The following is a 20,181-nucleotide window of genomic DNA, read 5'->3' on the forward strand; positions in this document are numbered from 1 at the left end:
TATTTAAGCAAATATCAGGCCTTAGGGTTTCCAGCCCGTATTCTCTTGTAAATTTTAATGCCCAGCATCAACATCCCCGCAAGCAAGAATATTCCCAACACGCCAAAGATCCAATTGAGCGAATCCCGAAGGATTACCAGAAAAACAACTGCAAATAGGATTAGGGTAGACACTTCATTCCATAATCTCATTTGGTTGGAAGACCATTTAACAACATCTTTTTGCATTTCCAGGAAGATCAAATGGCATTTATAATGATAGACATATAATAAACCCACAAAGGCCAGTTTAATAAGCATCCAGTTCATTTGCAAAAATGAAGGCATCAAAAATAGCATCCAGAAAGCGAATAAACTCGCAAGAATAGCCGAAGGCCAGGTGATAATGTACCACAACCTCCTGGTCATAAGTTTTAATTGTTCAGTAAGGATATGGTTTTCCGGTTCGGGCTTCAGGCTGGCTTCAATATGGTAAATAAATAACCTGGGGATATAAAAAAGTCCGGCAAACCAGGTTATCACAAAAATAAGATGAAGAGCTTTAATGTACTGGTAATATTCTATCACAAATTAAGTGTTTGCTGGTTTTTACTTATCGCTTTAAAAGCTTGCATTCCTAACAAAGGTAACTAATTGTTTTAGGAAATTGAGGCATAAATCTTAATCGGGTTTTAGCTTCAATTTTATTTCCCGGTGTAAAAAATAGCCGGTTACAATGGTCGATAAAATATCGGCCAGGGGAAATGAAATCCAAACTCCTAATTCTCCCAAATAGTGAGGCAGAATAAGCACCAGGGGAATAAAGAAAAAGCCCTGCCGGGAAAGCGTAAGCAAAAGTGCAGGCAGCGCCTTCCCCACCGCCTGAAAATAGGCAGCTCCTATTAACTGAAGTGCAACAATTGGCGTGGCCGCAAAAACCCAGCGCATAGCCGAAGGTGTTGCCGCGATAATCTGCTCATTTCCGGTGAAAATTTTCACGATATCTTCAGAAAAAAACATTATTCCGGCAAAAACCAGCAAGGCCAGCCCGCTGGCATAGATTACGGCTGTGTTAATACTTTTTTTAACCCGGGTAAACTCTCTGGCTCCATAATTATAACCTGCAATTGGTAGAAACCCCTGGGTTACACCAAGCACAGGAAACAAAGCGAACATCAACATACGGGCAATTATAGCATAAACCGTTACGGCATTTTCCCCACCCAGGTCAAAGAGAATATTATTCATTAAAAGATAGATTATGCTTACCACGGCCTGTCGGGCCAGGGTCACGAAACCCAGGGAAGAAATTTCCCTAAGGATTGGTAGCTTAAAACCAAAATGACTTAAGCTTATCTTTAATTCTGAATTTTTTGAAAGGAAAAACCACAGCACATAGGCAAAACAGAAAATATAGGAAGCCGTTGTGGCTAAGGCGGCCCCCAACATTCCCATCTCCATAACATTTATAAGAAGGTAATCCAGAAAAAGGTTGATCACAGAGGGGATGATCATCGCGACCATGGCAAATTTAGGCTTGCCTTCAGCTCTTATTACGGTATTCCCCATCATACAAAGCGCTAGAAAAGGAACCCCGCTAACAACCACCTGATAGTAAATTTTTGCGGGTTCAAAAATAGCTCCCTTTCCGCCAAAGGCGGGAATAAGGAAATCGATAAAAAAGAGACCAAGGCCAACTAATAGTAGGGTAAGAATAAGACTCAGGCTAATCATATTGCCAAAAGTCCTTAAGGCCCGTTCCTGGTTATTAGCGCCCAAAGCCCTTGAAACCACCGAAGAGCCTCCAACGCCAATGGCCATTCCCAAAGCGGCAATAAAAAATGAAACAGGCAAAACCACATTAATGGCTGCAATGGCCACAGGGCCTATCCAGTTTCCTACAAAAATGGTGTCTACCAGGATATTTAGGGACATCACCAAAATCCCAACCGATGCCGGCACCGCCTGCTGAATAAGAAGTTTCCCTATCGGCTTATTTCCCAGTTCGGCAGCGGTGATTTTTGACATTATACCTCAACCGCCTTTTGATGTGCCCATTCATCAATCCAGCGGGACAGGATTTTAACCCAATCATCGCGATCGTTCAAACAGGGCACAACGTTAAAATCCTTTCCTCCTACCTCATGAAATATTTCTTCTCCTTCCATGGCTATCTCCTCAAGCGTCTCCAGGCAATCTGAAACAAAAGCCGGAGTTACAATGGCAAGTTTTTTCATTCCCTGTTTCCCGAAACGCTCTATGGTACGATCAGTGTATGGTTGGAGCCACGGGTCGAAACCAAGCCGGGACTGGAAGGATACACTATATGAATTTTCTTTCAACTCAAGGTATTCCGCTACTAAGCGGGTTGTTTCAAAACATTGATGCCTGTAGCAAAACTGGTGGGCTTCTGAGGGGGTCTGGCAACAACTTCCATCAATTTTACAATGAGACTTAGTGATATCGCTTTTACGAATATGCCGTTCGGGCACTCCGTGATAGGAAAACAATAAATGCTGAAAATCTTTTCCTTTTAAACTATCAGAAATACTTTCGGCAAGTACTCGTATATAATCTGGATGATTGTAAAATGGCGGTACGGTAGTGAATTGCATCTCCGGAAAATGCTTTTGCCTTAGGTTTTCGGCTAAAACCAGGATAGTTTCGGTGGTAGCCATCGCAAACTGAGGATAAAGCGGAAAAAGCAATACTTCATCTACCCCTTTATCATGCAATTCCTGCAAGCCTTCTTTAATAGAAGGTTTCCCGTAACGCATGGCTAAAGCGATTGGCACCGAAGTTAGATCGTCTATTTTAGACTGTAGTCTTTCTGAAAGCACTATTAAAGGCGAGCCTTCTTCCCACCATATCTTTTTATAGGCTTCAGCAGATTTTTTTGGCCTGGTATTCAGCACTATTCCTCTAACAAGAAGCACTCGTGCCCAGTAAGGCACATCTATTACCCGTTCATCCATAAGGAATTCATCGAGGTATTTTTTCACATCTTTCGGATCGGTGCTATCAGGGGATCCCAGATTAACCAGTAATACGCCTTTGCTCATAAGTTTTTTAATTTCGGCACAAAAATATAACTATAAAACGGGCGGTGAAAACCGCCGCTATTCTGAATCTTTATTGTTCAATAATCAATTCGGTATCGACCCCTTTTCCCAGGGCAAAAAGAATACTTCTTAATATATGCTCCTGAAATCCCGGTTCCATATAAGACTGGATCCTGTGGCCACCTCCGGTGTAAATGCTAACACCGCCACCGGGGAGGTCACGATACCAGGCAATAGGATGATTTTCTCCGTTCTCCCCTCCATTATAAGTCGATTCATCAAGACTCAGCAAAACCTTATTTTTGGGGTTAAGGTTTTTATAGTTATACCACTCATCTATCCTCGACCAGGGATTGGGAAGATGAGAAACACTTGGGTGACCGGGCATTTCAACGATTACATTTGCCCGCTGTACCTTAGGGTGATCTACAAAATATGCCCCCACCAGCTCACCATACCAGGGCCAATCGAATTCGGTATCGGCGGCGGCGTGAATTCCGAAGAAACTTCCACCATTGGCAATATATTTTTCGAAAGCGGCCTGTTCTTCATCATTCAGCACGTCTCCGCTGGTATTTAAGAACACTACCAGCGAATATTTTTTAAGGTCTTCTTCGTTAAAGTCATCGCTATCATTGGTTTCTTTCACCTCAAATCCGTTTTCTTCGCCGAGATCTTTTATAATTGCATGCCCGGCAGGAGTGGATTTATGCCAGAAACCTTCGGCTTTGTGAAAAACCAGAATTTCTTTTTCCTCTTCTTCCTCTTCTTCCTCCTGAGCAAACATATTTGTTGAAATCAGCAGGACCAAAAACAGTATTAATAAATACTTTAAGCTTCTCATTTCTAAAGATTTTTTGATAAAGACATAATATATTTTTTCGGGGTTGTCCCGAATTTCTTTTTAAAAGCGGCTATAAAGTGACTGGCAGTGCTATAACCCAGTTTCAGGCCCACTTCATTTACATTATATTCTCCGGTATCCAATAATTTACGGGCATATTCCATTTTGTAATCAAACAGAAAACTATACACCGAAGTGCCATAAATTTGTTTAAACCCATCTTTTAATTTTTTTAAACTCAGGCCAACCTCATCGGCCAGTTCCTGCAGCGATGGTGGCTCAGCCAGTTTTGAGATCACAATTTCCTTCGCCCGGCGTATTTTCTGAATATTTTCCTCGTCGATCAAAAATGGACATTGTTCCAGATCGGGATCTTCGGTTCTATTAAAATACAGGCTCAACAATTCATAGGCCTTGCTTTTAAAATAAAGATTTTTGATACTTGGCGTTAGGCTGAAATTTAAGAGCTGGTTAAGCACAATAGCCATGGACGGGGTAATTGGTGTCTCTTTGTAGTATTTTTTATCCCTGTTTTCTGAACTCAGGAAAGGAATATAATCGGCTTCCTGAGAGAAAAGAGAGTGAAATTTTTTAATAGAAATCACCAGGGATACCACCCAGGAATTAGGATCAAGATTTAGGTTTAAAGGAAGGGCTTGCTGCGGATTATAAAGCAGCAACGAATTTTCTTCCTCAAGCGGCAACTCATACCCGCCAGCGTTAAACAAAAACCTGCTACTCCCTTTTACATTGAAATGAAACTGGATAAAACTGCTGTCAATTTCACGAACAAAGTTCTGAGTATCAGCAGAGTCATTAAGGAACTTAAAAATGTAAAAGCCCTCCTCTATGGGAGTGCTCATTATCGTTCCTCCAGCGATATTTTTGCCATTTGTTTTCATCATAAAATATTTCTCCCTTTCTTCAGCACCTATAAAGAAGCCTTTCAAGTAATTGAATTTACTATTATTTCGGCTATTTTTCAAAGTTAGACCGATTTTAACTGATATTTATCAGGAATCGACACATTTAGTACTTTCAGCGTTATATTTTCTTTAAGCTATGTTTTACTTTTGTCCACGCAATCCTAATAAAATACATGGAAAATTTTCATTTTTCTGGAGGTAAACATTTTTATACCATCGGATTAAGCTATAAAAAAGCTGATGCCGAGATAAGAGGTCATTTTAGCCTTGGGGAAGAAGCCAAACAGCACCTGCTGGAACAGGCACACAAAGAAGGAATTGAAGCTATTTTAACCACCTCTACCTGTAACCGTACCGAGATTTACGGTTTTGCTCACCACCCTTTTGAGCTCATCAAATTGCTTTGCGAACATACCCATGGTACCGTAGAAGAATTTGAAAAAGTAGCCTATGTGCATAAAAACAAAAAGGCAATCGCTCATATGTTCCAGGTGGGCACCGGATTGGACAGCCAGATCCTGGGGGATTTTGAGATTATAAGCCAACTCAAAAATTCCTTTATCCAGTCTAAAAAACTGGGACTCACCAATGTTTTTCTTGAGCGTCTTGTTAACGCGGTGATCCAAGCCAGCAAACGCATAAAAAATGAAACTGAAATCTCCAGCGGAGCGACTTCTGTTGCCTTTGCCTCTGTTCAATATATCCTGAACAATATTGAAAAGGTTTCAGAAAAGAATATTCTTCTCTTCGGAACAGGAAAAATTGGCCGAAACACCTGTGAAAACCTGGTTAAACATACCAGGAACAACCATATTACCTTAATAAACCGTACCAAGGATAAAGCTGAACGTGTTGCGGGAAAATTTAACCTTATCGTTAAAGATTACGCCGATTTACAAGCCGAAATACGAAATAGCGATATTTTAATCGTGGCAACCGGCGCGCAAAATCCTACCATCTCTAAGGAGCTAATCTATTCTAAGAAGGATTTGCTCATACTTGACCTTTCTATTCCGAAAAACGTGGCCGATGATGTGGCAGAACTCTCCAATGTAAAACTGGTGCACCTCGATCAGCTTTCAAAAATGACCGATGCCACCCTGGAGCGACGCCAGCAGTTTATCCCTCAGGCAAGGGAGATCATAATGGAAGTGGAAGCAGAATTTAACAAGTGGCTGGAAACCCGTAAATTTGCCCCCACCATCAAGGCCCTGAAAAGGAAATTGAAAAGCATGAAGGATGATGAATTGGATTTTCAACGCAGGAAAATAACCGATTTTAATGACGAGCAGGCCGAAATAATAAGTAATCGCATTATTCAAAAGATCACCAAACATTTTGCAAATCATTTAAAAAGCGATTCTGAAACCACTGATGAAAGCCTGGAACTCATCCAGAAAGTTTTTCAGTTAGAAGAGCTTCAAAAATGAAAAAAACGATACGAATAGGTACCCGGGATAGCGAACTTGCTCTTTGGCAGGCAAAAACTGTACAAAATGCCCTGGAACATTTAGGTCATCCCACCAAACTTGTTCCTGTAAAATCTACCGGAGACCTCAACCTGGACCAGCCTCTTTATGAAATGGGGATCACGGGAATTTTTACCAAAACCCTGGATGTGGCAATGATAAAAGGCGAGATAGACATCGCCGTTCATTCCATGAAAGACGTCCCTACCGCGTTGCCTAAAGGAATAGTAGAAGCCGCGATCCTAAAAAGAGCAAACTCCAAGGACATTTTAATTCACAAAGGCCTTGATTTCCTGAATTCTGAAGGGACCATCGCCACGGGAAGCCTCCGCCGCAAAGCCCAATGGCTCAATAAATATCCTTCTCACCGGGTAGTAGATTTACGCGGAAATGTAAATACCCGAATGAAAAAGTTGAAAGAAAACGACTGGAACGGAGCTATTTTCGCTGCAGCCGGCCTGGAGCGCATCGCTTTGAAACCCGAAAATTATATAGACCTCAACTGGATGATCCCAGCTCCTGCCCAGGGAGCAATGCTCGTGGTGGCTATGGAAGACGACGAATTTTCGAGAAAAGCCCTTGAACCCCTTAATCATCAGGAAAGCAAAATAAGTGTTCATATCGAGAGACAGTTCCTTAAAACGCTGGAAGGTGGTTGTACCGCCCCTATTGGCGCTCTGGTTACCATAGAAAAAGATATTGTTTACTTTAAAGGTGCACTTTTCAGTCTTGACGGAAAGCAGAAGATCGAGGTTGAAAAAACCACCAGAATCGATGAAATTCAAGGTTTTGGAAACAGCTGTGCCCGTGAAGTGCTGAATAGAGGTGGGAAAGAACTTATGGCTGAGATAAGAAAGGTCTTGAAATAATGACAAGCCTTTCTACTAAAAAACTAAGCTTAAGCCAGAAAAACCTTTTTCTGAATTCGGGGCTGAGTCTTGTAGAATACGATGCTATTAAAATTGAATTCCTGGATTTTGAAATTCCGGAAAGCGAGATCAAAAATGCCATTATAACCAGTAAAAACGCTGCAAAAGTTATTGTAAAGAGACAGCTCAAAATCCAGAATTGCTTTTGTGTAGGAGAAAAAACTGCCAGCTTTTTAAAAAACAATAATTTTAGCATCAGAGAAGTTTCAGATTATGGGAGTGATTTGGCTGAAATGATAACCGAAAATTATCTGGAGGAGAAATTCACTTTTTTCTGCGGAAACCTGCGCAGAGAAGAATTACCTTCAGCATTAAAAAAAGAAGGTGTCGTCTTTAAGGAAGTTGAGGTCTACAAAACCCATTTAAACAAACAGAGATTTCCGCAGGAGTTTGATGGAATCATGTTTTTTAGCCCCAGTGGGGTAAAGAGTTTCACCTCAAAAAACAAAATAAAGAACAGCACTGCCTTTTGTATAGGTAAAACCACCGCAAAAGAAGCCAAAAAACACACCCAAAATATTGTAATTGCCACCAAACCCAGCATTGAAAATCTGATTGTAACTGTGGTGAAATATTTTAAAGAAAAGAACTAAAATGATAAAAAACGATTTATTTTTAAGAGCCTTAAAAGGAGAGACAGTAGAACGGCCACCGGTATGGATGATGAGACAGGCAGGGCGTTACCTGCCAGATTTTATGAAGCTCAAGGAGAAATACGATTTCTTCACCCGCTGTCGCACCCCGGAATTGGCCACTGAGATCACTGTGATGCCAATCCACCAGGTTGGAACCGATGCAGCAATTCTTTTTAGCGATATTCTGGTTATACCGCAGGCGATGAATATTGAAGTTGAAATGAAGCCGGGCGTTGGACCCTGGCTACCAAACCCGGTGAGAACACAACAAGATGTTGATCGTGTAATTGTTCCAGATGTTCAGGAAACTTTGGGCTACGTGATGGAAGCGATAAAAATGACAAAACAGGAACTTAACGATGAGGTTCCGCTTATTGGCTTTGCAGGTTCTCCCTGGACGATCCTATGTTATGCGGTACAGGGACAGGGCTCTAAAAATTTTGATATTGCAAAGAAATTCTGCTTCACTAATCCTGTAGCAGCACATCAATTGCTTCAAAAGATAACCGATACCACCATAGCTTATCTAAAAGCCAAGGTTGCTGCCGGTGTAGATGCAGTTCAGGTTTTCGATTCCTGGGGAGGGATGCTTAGCCCCACCGATTATGATGAATTTTCCTGGAAATATATTCAGCAGATCATCGATGCCTTAAAAGATGTTATCCCGGTAATCGCCTTCGGAAAAGGTTGCTGGTTTGCACTACATACCATGGCAAGATCTGGTGCTGCAGCCATTGGCGTTGACTGGACCTGTAGCCCAAAAAATGCACGTTATCTCACCGGCGGGCAGATTACCCTGCAGGGTAATTTTGATCCTTCAAGGTTATACTCCCCTCCAGCTGAGATCAAAAAAATGGTTCACCAAATGATCGATGAATTTGGCAAAGACCGCTATATCGTAAACCTGGGACACGGAATTTTACCCGATATCCCTGTGGAAAATGCCATCGCTTTTGTTGAAGCGGTGAAAGAATATAAATAACAGCATGGCAATCTGGGGGCGTTTGGTAAATATGAGTCCGCGGGAAGTTTTTCGACTTTTTAAGGTTTTTATCAAACAGCCCCGTTTTATTATTCCAACAATTGAAACCACCAGGCAATGTATTAATATTTGTGATGAACTTTTTGAAGATGACCACCACAAAAATAACCCTACGAACGCCTTTAGGCACGCGCTTTGGAATTATTTGCTATGTGAGAATTATTTTGACATCTGTAATTCTGTAGCGAAGTCGGTGGAATGGAGCAAAAAGATAACCGATCTGCATGAAGAACTTGCTCCTAATAGCAGGTTTGAAAAAACAATGGATTTACATAACAACCTGATGGGGCGCAAGCTCTTTGAAAAGTTTCATTTGGAAAAAAATTTAGATGTTATCAAGCTTTTACAGGAAGAAATGAGAAAGGCCGTTCTGGTTAACAAAACAGAAGAAATAAGCACCCGGCAAAATCATCTGGTATATATTGAAGAAAGAAAATGAGAGAAAAATTTTACGCATATATTGAAGAATTACAGGACAGGATCACCACGAAACTTGAAGAGGTAGACGGAAAGGCTAAATTTCAGCAGGATCTCTGGAATCGCCCAGAAGGTGGTGGAGGTAGAACAAGAGTGATCGAAAATGGTAATGTATTTGAAAAAGGGGGAGTGAATATTTCTGCAGTGCACGGGCCTTTACCCCCGGCGATGCAAAAATATTTCAAAGTTGGAGATGTAGATTTCTTCGCCTGTGGCCTTAGCCTGGTACTTCACCCTAAAAACCCGATGGTCCCGACCGTTCACGCTAATTGGCGCTATTTCGAAATGTATGACAAATCGGGAAAAGTAATAGACCAGTGGTTTGGCGGGGGCCAGGACCTTACCCCGTATTACCTGTTTGAGGAAGATGCCATTCATTTTCATAAAGTCTCCAAGCAGGCCTGCGATAAACACAATCCTGAATTCTATCCCGAATACAAGAAAAAGTGTGATGAATATTTCTGGAACTCCCATCGTGACGAAGCTCGTGGTATTGGCGGACTATTTTTCGACTATTTAAAAGCTTCCGAAGAGATGAGCATCGAGGCATGGTATGATTTCGTCACCGAAGTGGGCGATAGTTTTCTCGAAGCTTATGTGCCCATCCTTGAAAAAAGAAAAGATTTATCCTATACCGAAGCGCAGAGAACCTGGCAGGAAATAAGACGTGGCCGTTACGTAGAATTTAATTTGGTGCACGATAAAGGAACACTTTTCGGCTTAAAGACCAATGGCAGGATAGAGAGTATTTTGATGAGCCTGCCCCCACACGTGCAATGGGTTTACGACCAGCATCCCGAGCCGGGAAGCGAAGAAGAAAAATTATTGAAGGTTCTGGAAAACCCGAAAGATTGGGTATAACTGATGCCTTAATCCGGCTCCTCAAAAACTAAATACTGACTACAAAATTTCAAAATTATGTACCCATTAAACAGAAATAGAAGATTACGAACCAATGAGGCCGTAAGAAGCCTGGTAAGGGAAACCGCTATCACTCCAGACGATTTTATAGTACCGCTCTTCGTGGTGGAAGGAAAAAATATAAAAGAGGAGATTGCTTCCATGCCTGGTTATTACAGGATGAGCTTAGATCTTTTAAAAAAGGAGGTAAAAGAGGTGTGGAAATTAGGTTTAAAGTCGGTTTTGCTTTTTGTTAAGGTACCCGAAAACCTGAAAGATAATGCAGGTACCGAAGCTCTAAATGCCGAAGGTTTGATGCAACGTGCGATTAAAACGGTAAAAGATGCAGTTCCCGAAATGTTGGTAATGACCGATGTTGCCCTGGACCCCTACTCTTCTTTTGGTCATGACGGCATAGTTTCGGAAGGAAAAATTATCAATGACGATACCACAGCTGTTCTAGCCGAAATGGGCCTTTCTCACGCAAAAGCCGGCGCCGATATACTTGCGCCCAGCGATATGATGGACGGGCGCATTTTTGAAATTAGGAGCCTCTTGGAAGACGAAGGTTTTTACGACACCGGGATTATGAGTTACAGTGCGAAATATGCTTCTGCTTTTTATGGCCCTTTCCGTGACGCTTTGGATTCAGCACCTGTTGATGCTGAAAACATTCCGAAGAACAAAAACACCTACCAGATGGATCCTGCAAACAGGGATGAAGCCATTCGCGAAACCCTGATGGACATCGAGGAGGGCGCCGATATCGTAATGGTAAAACCGGGACTCTGCTATCTTGACATAGTACGTGACATTAAAAACGCGGTAAACGTGCCGGTTGCCGTGTATCAGGTAAGCGGGGAATATGCTATGATAAAAGCTGCCTCAGAGAAAGGCTGGCTCGATCACGATGCAGTGGTCCTGGAACAACTAACCGCCATTAAACGTGCAGGGGCAGCTATGATTGCCAGTTATTTTGCAAAAGAAGCCGTGAAACTTATCTCTTAGGCTCGTAATTTGATAGATTTAAAATGTTTAAAAAGCAAGCTGCTTTTTGCATACTTTTGAGAAATGAAAAAGTTTCGAAATAAAGGCTTTATAGCTTTTACTATTATCGGTTTGTTGGCGGTCTATGGCCAGCAGGCTTTTGCTTTTTCACCCGGGCAATTCATTAAGGAAGACTCTGGAGATCGCTTACTTACTCAAACCTACCAAAATACTGAAGGCTTACTTTTTCAGGAAATTTCTTTTGGCAATGCAAGTGAGTATTCCGAAGATACCCCGGGATATCACTTTGGTGGTGGCGCACAGACCAACACCGATAATTTTCACTTCAGGACATCCCAGCGTCTAAAAAAACCAACCGCATATCTTCAGGATCATAGGAATGACCTGAGGCAAAAGATCTTTCCTTTCCATTTTTTTTGGTGAATATTTTCAGGTTTATCTGAATAATTAAAAGGCTTTGAGGAAAAGCCCGGCTGCAGGTGCGCCTTTATTAGGCCGTGCGGCCACCCATAAATCATATCACCATAAAAAATAAAGAAATGGATACAGCTTCAAGCTTAATTGGTTTAGGCCTACTCTTAGTGTTTATAGGCCCAATCCTTATATTAATTCTTCAACAGAAGAAACAGGAAAAAAACACACTCAAAAAAATTGAAACTATCAGTAAGGATAATAATCTCAATCCTGAAGTTACTGAACTTTTAGATAACCTACTATTAGGTCTGGATTCAAAAGCTCGTAAACTGCTTATTGTAAACCCGGGCAAGAATCCTGAATACAACATCCTAAACCTCAAGGAGGTAAAAGAAAGCAGGTTATCCACCCAAAATCATAAAATTTCTGAAGGTCGTTTTAACTATATCAGCTTAAACCTGTTTGGAACGAAAAACAGGAAAATAGATGAAATTGTCTTCTATGATGAAAAAGATAAAAATTCTTCAGATGCTGAGACCAGCTTAGTTCTGGCCAAAAAATGGGAAAAGCTAATTAAAGCTTAACCAGGGGTTAAAAACCATATAAATTTCCGGAAGGCAACCAGGAAAAGCAACATCCAATAGCTTTCCGGAGGTTTATAATTTCTTTTTATTTTTTTCTTTAATTTATCCCTAAATTAGATTATTCAATAACTAACCGCGCAATGGGATTACTATTATTTTATGCTTTTATTTCCATTTTCTTTTCCTTTCTCTGTTCAGTCCTGGAAGCTGCTCTTCTAAGTTTTACACCTTCTTATATTAAAATTAAAAAACAGGAAGGAAAAACCTATGCTGATACCCTTGCGCATTTCAAACAGGATATAGACCGCCCCTTGATTGCGATTTTAACGGTTAATACTGTTGCCCATACCGTTGGAGCAATACTCGTGGGGGTACAGGCCGAGAAAACATTTGGGGACGGGAACAATTCTGTAGGGATTGTTTCGGCAATTATGACCCTCGCTATTTTAATCCTTTCTGAAATTATTCCGAAAACCATAGGAGCAACCTATTGGCAAAAGTTAGGAAGTTTTACGGCAAACTCTTTAAAACTTATGATTTTCCCTCTTAAATATACCGGGATACTTTGGCTTATGATGCTCACCACAAAATTAATAGGAAAATCGGCCCACGTAAGTTCCATGAGCCGGGAAGAATTTGCGGCAATTACCGATGCAGCAAAGGAGGAAGGGGTTTTTGAGGAAAGTGAAACTACCGTAATCAAGAATTTACTGGTTTTTAAATCGGTGGAGGCTAAAGATGTGATGACCCCATACTCTGTTGCCGTTACCGAAGATGAAGACACTTCTATCGCAGATTTTCATCAAAGTCACCGAAACCTTAAATTTTCCCGAATTCCCATCTACAAAGCGAAACCCAATAATATTACAGGATTCATCCTTAAGGATGATGTACTTGAAGAAATAATAAATGAAAAAGGAGAAGAACCTTTAAGCATTTTAAAAAGAGAAGTCTTTATGACTCCTGCTAACACCCCCATACCTGAATTATTCGAAAAATTTATTCAGCATAGAGGCCATATAACTATGGTAGTAGATGAATATGGGAACACCGTAGGCCTGGTCACTATGGAAGATATCATAGAAACCTTGCTGGGGCTTGAAATAATGGATGAGAGCGACAGCATAGAAGACATGCAGCTGCTTGCCCGTCAAAACTGGGAACGTCGCGCAAAACGACTGGGATTGATTAAGCGCGAGGAGGAACAAGATAAAAAAGATGATGAAGATACATCTAAAGACTCCACTGGGAATAGCCAGGATTAGAGGGAGTGAAGAAGGCGTTTCAGAAATAAAAATTCTCGATGAAACCCCGCAACCTACTTCTGAAATTCCAGATTATCTATTGCCGGTTGTAGAACAGCTTGAGGCCTATTTTAGAGGTGAGTTAAAAGCCTTCCATTTGAAGCTCGATTTAGAAGGGACCGAGTTCCAGAAGAAGGTTTGGCGTGCCCTGTTGGAAATTCCCCATGGAAAAACAGTGTCTTATTTAGAACTATCGAAACAGCTTGGTGATATTAAAGCTATAAGAGCCGTGGCCTCGGCCAACGGCAAGAATCCGGTTTGGATCCTGGTGCCCTGTCACAGGGTAATAGGCAGCGACGGCTCCTTAACCGGGTATGCCGGGGGAATTCCCCGTAAGAAATGGCTATTGGAACACGAAGGCGTTTTAACACAAAAAAGTCTTTTTTAAATATGTGATTGACATGAAGAAGTTTCTAAGAATTCTTGGTATTAGCCTGGCGATATTGTTGTTGGGCCTTGTTCTTCTCTATATCTTCAATTATGAATATGTTTTAAGAGCGGCCAGAATCACCTATTTAAACGGACATAATTCAGCTTTTATCGCCGACTATCATGCCTTCGACAACAGAATTATTGAAGCCGCCGATAACGGCCAGGAATGGCCCAAACACCCTGATTATAATTCAGAAGAAGCTACCGAAGCTTTGGAAAAAATAAATAAAGAATTAAAAACCGTGTCTTTTTTAATGATAAAGAATGATAGTATATGGTTTGAAAAATATTACCAGGATTACACCCCCGCCATCAGGTCTAACTCCTTTTCGATGGCGAAAAGTATTGTAGTAGCCATGGTAGGTAAAGCTATTATGCAGGGGCATATTGAAAGTCTGGATCAACCGGTAGCCGATTTTTTCCCTCAATTTGATAAAGAACTTAAAGTGGGTGACCTGGCCTCGATGGCGTCAGGGCTAAACTGGGAGGAGAATTACTACAATCCCTTTGGAATGACGGCCAGAGCTTATTATGGCAATGATCTTAAAAAACAAATCCTGAAGCTCAAGGTCACCGAAACCCCGGGAGAAGCGTTTAAATATTTAAGCGGAAATACCCAGTTGCTGGCTATGGTATTGGAAAAAGCTACCGGAGAAAACCTCTCTGATTATCTAAGTGGGAATTTCTGGGAACCCATGGGAATGCAAAGCAACGCTTTCTGGCAACTAGACAGCGAAAAATACGGCATGGAAAAAGCTTTTTGCTGCATTGCTTCCAATGCCCGTGATTTTGCCCGCTTCGGCAAATTGTTTAAGGATAAAGGCACCTGGAACGGTCAAACCCTGCTGGATTCCAGCTTTATTGAAAGAATGACGCAGGCTCGCTTTGAAGAGAGCCCGGAATACGGCTATGGATTATGGTTAACCAATTACAGGGAAAAAGAAATCTTTTATATGCGGGGGGTGCACGGTCAATATGTGATCGTGATTCCTGAAGATGAACTGGTGATCGTAAGATTAGGAGAAAAATTTATCAGAAAAGATGATGAAAAGCATTATCCCGATTTTTTCAGGTATATTGATGAAACTTATAAAATGTTAGAAGATGCTTCATAAGATAAATCTGGAAAACATACTTTTTCTCGATATAGAAACTGTTCCCGAAACTGCCTCCTTCAACGAGTTAAGCGAGGAGAAAAAGATTTTGTGGGAGGATAAAACCCAATACCAACGTAAAGAGGAATATACCCCGGAAGAATTTTACGACAGGGCAGGAATTTGGGCAGAATTTGGCAAAATCGTATGTATATCGGTGGGGTTTTTCAATTATAAAAATGAAGAGCGCAACTTCAGGATAACCACCTTTAGCGGCGAAGAAAAACAATTGCTTAAAGATTTTAGTGAGCTATTGAAAGGACATTTTTTTCAACCTTATCATTTGTTATGTGCCCATAACGGGAAGGAATTCGATTTTCCCTTTATAGCACGAAGAATGCTCATCCACAATCTGCCGCTTCCATCTAAACTAAATCTCTTCGGAAAGAAGCCCTGGGAGGTCCCTCATCTTGATACTCTTGAGCTATGGAAATTCGGGGATTATAAACATTTTACTTCTTTGAAGTTACTCACTAATATTCTTGGGATTCCCTCCCCAAAAGACGACATAACCGGCAGCGATGTGTGCAAGGTTTTTTATGAAGAAAACGATCCACAAAGAATAATTACCTATTGCGAAAAAGATGTGGTGGCCATCGCCCAGATCATTCTTAAATTCAGACAGGAAAAATTACTTGAAGAATCGGAAGTTATTTCGGTTTAATCCGAAGAGACTTCAATCTTATTCCGCTAAACTTCAGTTAAAACACCCCATTTACCTCTTTAAAAATTTGTAACTTTAAGATGGCTGATTTTTATGAGAACTTCGGCGATTAAATATTCTAACCAAAAACCCGAAAATTATGTATTTATACGTAGAAATGTGGAACGTTACCCGAAAATGGCTGGACCTTTCCACCGAAGAGCGGCGCAATGTTTTTAATAAAATGGAAGATAGAATATCTGAAATGAAGTCTCGTGGCGTAAAAAACCTTGGCTGGGCCCGAAACGATGAACATACCCCTTACCGCAGCGACTACCGTTATATGACGGTTTGGGAAATGCCTTCAAAAAAAGAAGTGAAAATGTTGGAAGAAAACTTAACAGATGCTGGTTGGTATAATTATTTTTCACAAGCTAATTCAAGAGGGGAGGTAATATCCCGTGAAGAGGCCATGGAATTCTTAATCAATATCAAGGAAACATCTACCTCTTTTCTCGATTCCTGAAAAAAATAACTGTCTGAAAAATTCCCTGAATTCCGGTTCTGAATTTTTCAGACAGTTACCACTATTATAATTTCATTTCAGGAATATCTCCTTCTACAATTAATTTGCCTTCCGTGGCTTGTTCTATTTCTGCTACACTTACGCCGGGAGCTCTTTCCAAAAGTTTAAACCCATCTTTAGTGACTTCTATGACTGCAAGATTGGTCACGATTTTTGTTACACAACCTACGCCGGTAAGGGGCAAAGTACAACGTTTCAGCAATTTAGATTGCCCTGCCTTATTGGTATGCATCATGGCCACGATAATATTATCGGCGCTGGCCACCAGGTCCATAGCTCCTCCCATACCCTTTACCATTTTACCCGGAATCTTCCAGTTGGCGATGTCGCCGTTTTCGGCAACTTCCATCGCCCCAAGGATGGTTAAATGCACATGTTTCCCCCTAATCATTCCAAAACTCATCGCTGAATCAAAAAAACTGGCTCCGGGAAGTGCTGTAATAGTTTGTTTACCTGCATTTATAAGATCGGGATCTTCTTCGCCTTCAAAAGGAAAAGGCCCCATTCCTAAGATTCCATTCTCACTCTGAAATTCTACTTCTATATCATCGCGTACAAAATTGGCCACCAGGGTTGGAATACCAATTCCCAGGTTGACATAGTAGCCGTCCTTAACCTCTTTTGCAATACGTTGTGCTATTCCGTTTTTATCTAATGCCATATTTATGATTTTTGTCTAAACGTGCGCTGTTCAATTCTTTTTTCGTAGTTTTTCCCTTCAAAGACCCTTTGCACGAAAATCCCTGGAATATGAATCTCATTTGGATCAAGTTCTCCGGGTTCTACGAGTTCTTCAACTTCTGCAACCGTGATTTTAGCTGAGCCGCACATTACCGGATTAAAATTTCTTGCTGTTCCTTTAAAGATCAGGTTCCCGGCTTTATCCCCTTTCCAGGCTTTCACGAAAGCAAAATCGGCTTTAAAGGCTCTTTCCAGCACGTACATTTTTCCGTCGAATTCACGAATTTCCTTGCCTTCTGCAACCTCAGTTCCGTATCCTGCGGGAGTAAAAATAGCAGGAAAACCCTGTTGAGCAGCCTGGCATCTCGCAGCCAGAGTTCCCTGCGGAATCAGCTCTACATCGAGTTCCTCACTAAGCATCTGCCGTTCAAATTCTTCGTTCTCCCCCACATAGGAAGAAACCATTTTTTTGATTTGTTTTTTGTGAAGCAATAAACCCAGGCCAAAATCGTCTACCCCGGCATTATTGGAAATACAGGTAAGTTCTTTAATATTTAAGCGAACAAGTTCTGAAATTGCGTTTTCAGGAATTCCCGAAAGGCCAAAGCCCCCAAGCATAAAAGTCATGCCGTCTTCAACACCCTTTAGGGCCTCCTGAACATTCTCTACAGTTTTTCGAATCATCGGTATAATTTTACCGAAAAATACGAAAATTAACCGCTAAGGGCAATGCTTTTGCGGCCTTAAATTATCTTATTCAGAATAATTTCAGGGAAAATTTATTGAATCTTAAAAATCAAGCTCATCAGGAAGGCTTTCTGAATTTTGTCGGTTTTCCTGTTTATAGTTTTCACAATTAACCTCTATAGAAAGATTCTCTGGCCTCGGAAAATCTTCCTGGGAAATCTCTAATTCCTCGTCGGCATACAGATCTTTCATATACATGCCCCAAATGGGCAAAGCCATAGTAGCACCCTGGCCATAAGTTATAGTAGGAAAGTGCACCGAACGATCTTCAGCACCAACCCATACCCCGGTTACCAGATTAGGCACAATTCCCATAAACCAACCATCACTCTGGTTTTGGGTGGTACCCGTTTTTCCCGCAATGGGATTTTTAAAATCATAAGGATAACCAGTTACCCCACGTTTGTAATGTTCGAGGTCTTTGGCATAAGTACCTCGTAAACGCACTCCAGAGCCATACTGGGTTACCCCTTCTAAAAGATTTACCGTGATATAGGCAGCCTCTTTACTAAGCACGTCGCGGGTTTCCGGAACGTTCTGGTAAAGCATAGTCCCATTTTTATCTTCAATACGGTTTACAATAACCGGCTTGATATAAACCCCTTCATTGGCGAAGGTACTGTAGGCCGAAACCATCTCAAACAAACTCATATCCTCAGTCCCCAAGGCAATTGCAGGTCCTGTAGAAAAGTTTTCGGTATCAATCCCAAGTTTACGAACCAGGTCCACTACAGGCCCCGGCCCCGTCTTATCAATAAGCCTGGCCGTAACAGTATTCACCGATTTTGCCAGGGCATTTTTCAGGGAGATCATCCCTTCATATTCATCACCCACATTTCTTGGAGACCAGTCCTTGATATTCCCGTATTTACCAGCTTCAATAGTAAAAGGATTAAGCGGTAAGGTATCACAAGGCGAAAGTTTTAACTGGTCTATAGCCGTAGCATACACAAATGGTTTAAAAGTAGAACCAACCTGTCTTTTTCCCTGTTTAACATGGTCGTACTTAAAATGCTTAAAGTTGGTGCCACCCACCCAGGCTTTTACCTCTCCCGATTGGGGCGTCATAGACATTAACCCTGCCTGCAAGAAACCTTTATAATAAAAAATGGAATCTTTTGGGGTCATAACGGTGTCCTTAGTACCATTCCAGCTAAACACCCTCATTTTTCTTTCCTTATCAAAAGAGGCCAGGATTTCTTCCTCCGATTTTCCCTGCGCTTCCATTTCTTTCCAGCGTACCGAGCGATGCATGGCGCTTCTCACAATTCTGTTAACCTCATCCTGGCTAATATCTCTGAAAGGAGCTGTTTTATTATTTTCATTTTGACGGTCGAATTCTTTCTGAAGATGGGAAATATGTTTTTTCACAGCTTCTTCGGCATACTCCTGCATTTTTGAATCTATGCTGGTATATATTTTAAGTCCGTCGCGGTAAATATTGTATTCTGTGCCGTCTGGTTTTGGATTTTTCTTAATCCAGTCTTTCATAAAGCCCTGAAGATAAACCCTAAAATATGTTGCCATACCCTCATCGTGGCCTTCCGGTGAGAAATCGAGGTTTAGAGGGAGTTTCTGCAGCGAATCCTTTTCCTTTTCTGAAAGGTATCCGTTTTTATACATCTGGACAAACACCTGGTTACGGCGTTGTTCAACCAATTCAGGTCTTCTTACCGGATTGTAAAGTGCCGCATTTTTAAGCATAGCCACCAGCACTGCAGATTCTTCTATATTCAGGTCTTTGGCTTCTTTTCCAAAATAGATTTTCGAGGCAGACCTGATTCCTACAGCCTGATACACAAAATCATATTTATTGAAATACATCGTGATGATTTCTTCTTTGGTGTACTGCCGCTCAAGACGTGTGGCAATAATCCATTCCTTTACTTTTTGCAAAACCCTGGCCATGGGATTGTTAGAAACCTGTTCGGTAAAGAGCAGTTTAGACAGCTGTTGGGTTATGGTACTTGCGCCACCGCGTGTTCCCAGGTAAACTGCAGCCCGAAGGGTGCCTTTAGCATCGATCCCGGCGTGTTTATAAAAACGCTCATCTTCAGTCGCGACAAGAGCTTTCACAAGGTGGTCGGGTAGATCGTCGTATTTAATTGGGGTACGATTCTCGCTGTAATACTTCCCAAGAGTTTCCCCATCAGAAGAAAAGATTTCTGTAGCGAGATTAGTTTCGGGATTTTCAAGTTCTTCAAAAGTTGGCATTTTTCCAAAAGCGCCCCAACTGGCTAGCAGAAAAATGAAAATAACAATTAATATCCCTAATCCGAAGAGGGTCCAGAACCCAAGAATGTAAGAGGATTTGCTTCGGGTAGTCTTTTGTGGTTTTTTAGGTGACTTGGCCATTTTATGCTGAA

General features: G+C 41.3%; 22 protein-coding genes. 14 read left to right on the forward strand and 8 right to left on the reverse strand.

Going from position 1 to position 20,181, the window contains the following annotated elements:
- Positions 1–14 precede the first annotated feature (14 nt).
- From BUW93_RS00120 to BUW93_RS00140, 5 genes are all read right to left on the reverse strand, one after another.
- Positions 15–566 (reverse strand): CopD family protein, encoded by a 552-nt coding sequence (locus BUW93_RS00120; protein ID WP_198536965.1) that lies wholly within the window; start codon positions 564–566, stop codon positions 15–17.
- 93 nt (positions 567–659) lie between these two features.
- Positions 660–2,006, reverse strand: a complete 1,347-nt coding sequence (locus BUW93_RS00125; RefSeq protein ID WP_081208009.1) for an MATE family efflux transporter — start codon at positions 2,004–2,006, stop codon at positions 660–662.
- Positions 2,006–3,040 carry a ferrochelatase gene (gene hemH, locus BUW93_RS00130; protein WP_081208011.1) on the reverse strand — a complete coding sequence of 345 codons (1,035 nt, stop codon included), beginning with the start codon at positions 3,038–3,040 and terminating at the stop codon, positions 2,006–2,008. The genes BUW93_RS00125 and hemH overlap by 1 nt, the downstream gene beginning before the upstream one ends.
- Before the next feature lie 70 nt (positions 3,041–3,110).
- On the reverse strand, positions 3,111–3,884 hold the full coding sequence (locus BUW93_RS00135; RefSeq protein ID WP_081208013.1) for a ThuA domain-containing protein: 774 nt from the start codon (positions 3,882–3,884) through the stop codon (positions 3,111–3,113).
- 2 nt (positions 3,885–3,886) lie between these two features.
- Positions 3,887–4,786: a helix-turn-helix domain-containing protein gene (locus BUW93_RS00140; protein WP_081209465.1), complete on the reverse strand. Its 900-nt coding sequence runs from the start codon at positions 4,784–4,786 to the stop codon at positions 3,887–3,889.
- Positions 4,787–4,983: 197 nt separating this feature from the next.
- Here BUW93_RS00140 and hemA point away from each other — a divergent pair, with 197 nt between their 5' ends.
- The 14 genes from hemA (at position 4,984) to BUW93_RS00210 (ending at position 16,327) form a co-directional block, all read left to right on the forward strand.
- Positions 4,984–6,240: a glutamyl-tRNA reductase gene (gene hemA / locus BUW93_RS00145; protein WP_081208015.1), complete on the forward strand. Its 1,257-nt coding sequence runs from the start codon at positions 4,984–4,986 to the stop codon at positions 6,238–6,240.
- Complete coding sequence (gene hemC / locus BUW93_RS00150; RefSeq protein WP_081208017.1) at positions 6,237–7,148, forward strand: hydroxymethylbilane synthase; 912 nt, start codon at positions 6,237–6,239, stop codon at positions 7,146–7,148. The genes hemA and hemC overlap by 4 nt, the downstream gene beginning before the upstream one ends.
- Positions 7,148–7,801: a uroporphyrinogen-III synthase gene (locus BUW93_RS00155; protein ID WP_232778293.1), complete on the forward strand. Its 654-nt coding sequence runs from the start codon at positions 7,148–7,150 to the stop codon at positions 7,799–7,801. The genes hemC and BUW93_RS00155 overlap by 1 nt, the downstream gene beginning before the upstream one ends.
- Position 7,802: 1 nt before the next feature.
- On the forward strand, positions 7,803–8,825 hold the full coding sequence (gene hemE, locus BUW93_RS00160; RefSeq protein ID WP_081208021.1) for a uroporphyrinogen decarboxylase: 1,023 nt from the start codon (positions 7,803–7,805) through the stop codon (positions 8,823–8,825).
- Between the two features lie 4 nt (positions 8,826–8,829).
- Positions 8,830–9,324 (forward strand): DUF6973 domain-containing protein, encoded by a 495-nt coding sequence (locus tag BUW93_RS00165; RefSeq protein WP_081208023.1) that lies wholly within the window; start codon positions 8,830–8,832, stop codon positions 9,322–9,324.
- Positions 9,321–10,223: an oxygen-dependent coproporphyrinogen oxidase gene (hemF, locus tag BUW93_RS00170; protein ID WP_081208025.1), complete on the forward strand. Its 903-nt coding sequence runs from the start codon at positions 9,321–9,323 to the stop codon at positions 10,221–10,223. Before BUW93_RS00165 ends, hemF begins: the two co-directional genes overlap by 4 nt.
- 57 nt (positions 10,224–10,280) lie before the next feature.
- Positions 10,281–11,270: a porphobilinogen synthase gene (gene hemB / locus BUW93_RS00175; RefSeq protein ID WP_081208027.1), complete on the forward strand. Its 990-nt coding sequence runs from the start codon at positions 10,281–10,283 to the stop codon at positions 11,268–11,270.
- Between the two features lie 63 nt (positions 11,271–11,333).
- Entirely contained in the window at positions 11,334–11,693 is a 360-nt protein-coding gene (locus BUW93_RS00180; protein WP_081208029.1) for a hypothetical protein, read from the forward strand.
- 116 nt (positions 11,694–11,809) lie between these two features.
- Complete coding sequence (locus tag BUW93_RS00185) at positions 11,810–12,268, forward strand: hypothetical protein (RefSeq protein ID WP_157893269.1); 459 nt, start codon at positions 11,810–11,812, stop codon at positions 12,266–12,268.
- A 140-nt stretch (positions 12,269–12,408) separates the two neighbouring features.
- Positions 12,409–13,533 (forward strand): CNNM domain-containing protein, encoded by a 1,125-nt coding sequence (locus tag BUW93_RS00190; protein WP_081208033.1) that lies wholly within the window; start codon positions 12,409–12,411, stop codon positions 13,531–13,533.
- The gene (locus tag BUW93_RS00195; RefSeq protein WP_081208035.1) at positions 13,487–13,960 is read left to right on the forward strand and encodes a methylated-DNA--[protein]-cysteine S-methyltransferase; all 474 of its coding nucleotides are present in this window, start codon (positions 13,487–13,489) and stop codon (positions 13,958–13,960) included. The genes BUW93_RS00190 and BUW93_RS00195 overlap by 47 nt, the downstream gene beginning before the upstream one ends.
- Before the next feature lie 13 nt (positions 13,961–13,973).
- The gene (locus BUW93_RS00200) at positions 13,974–15,119 is read left to right on the forward strand and encodes a serine hydrolase domain-containing protein (protein ID WP_081208037.1); all 1,146 of its coding nucleotides are present in this window, start codon (positions 13,974–13,976) and stop codon (positions 15,117–15,119) included.
- Positions 15,109–15,822, forward strand: coding sequence for a 3'-5' exonuclease (locus tag BUW93_RS00205; RefSeq protein WP_081208039.1), 714 nt, complete (start codon positions 15,109–15,111; stop codon positions 15,820–15,822). Before BUW93_RS00200 ends, BUW93_RS00205 begins: the two co-directional genes overlap by 11 nt.
- Before the next feature lie 139 nt (positions 15,823–15,961).
- On the forward strand, positions 15,962–16,327 hold the full coding sequence (locus BUW93_RS00210) for a DUF6616 family protein (RefSeq protein ID WP_081208041.1): 366 nt from the start codon (positions 15,962–15,964) through the stop codon (positions 16,325–16,327).
- A gap of 64 nt (positions 16,328–16,391) precedes the next feature.
- Here the strand turns inward: BUW93_RS00210 and BUW93_RS00215 are convergent, their stop codons facing one another.
- The 3 genes from BUW93_RS00215 to BUW93_RS00225 form a co-directional block, all read right to left on the reverse strand.
- Positions 16,392–17,048 carry a CoA transferase subunit B gene (locus tag BUW93_RS00215; protein WP_081208043.1) on the reverse strand — a complete coding sequence of 219 codons (657 nt, stop codon included), beginning with the start codon at positions 17,046–17,048 and terminating at the stop codon, positions 16,392–16,394.
- Positions 17,049–17,050: 2 nt separating this feature from the next.
- Entirely contained in the window at positions 17,051–17,752 is a 702-nt protein-coding gene (locus BUW93_RS00220; protein ID WP_081208045.1) for a CoA transferase subunit A, read from the reverse strand.
- A gap of 105 nt (positions 17,753–17,857) precedes the next feature.
- A complete protein-coding gene (locus BUW93_RS00225; protein WP_081208047.1) occupies positions 17,858–20,170 on the reverse strand; it encodes a transglycosylase domain-containing protein in 2,313 nt (770 codons plus the stop codon).
- Positions 20,171–20,181: the final 11 nt, after the last annotated feature.

Source organism: Salegentibacter sediminis (assembly GCF_002078605.1).
Classification (GTDB): Bacteria; Bacteroidota; Bacteroidia; order Flavobacteriales; family Flavobacteriaceae; genus Salegentibacter; species Salegentibacter sediminis.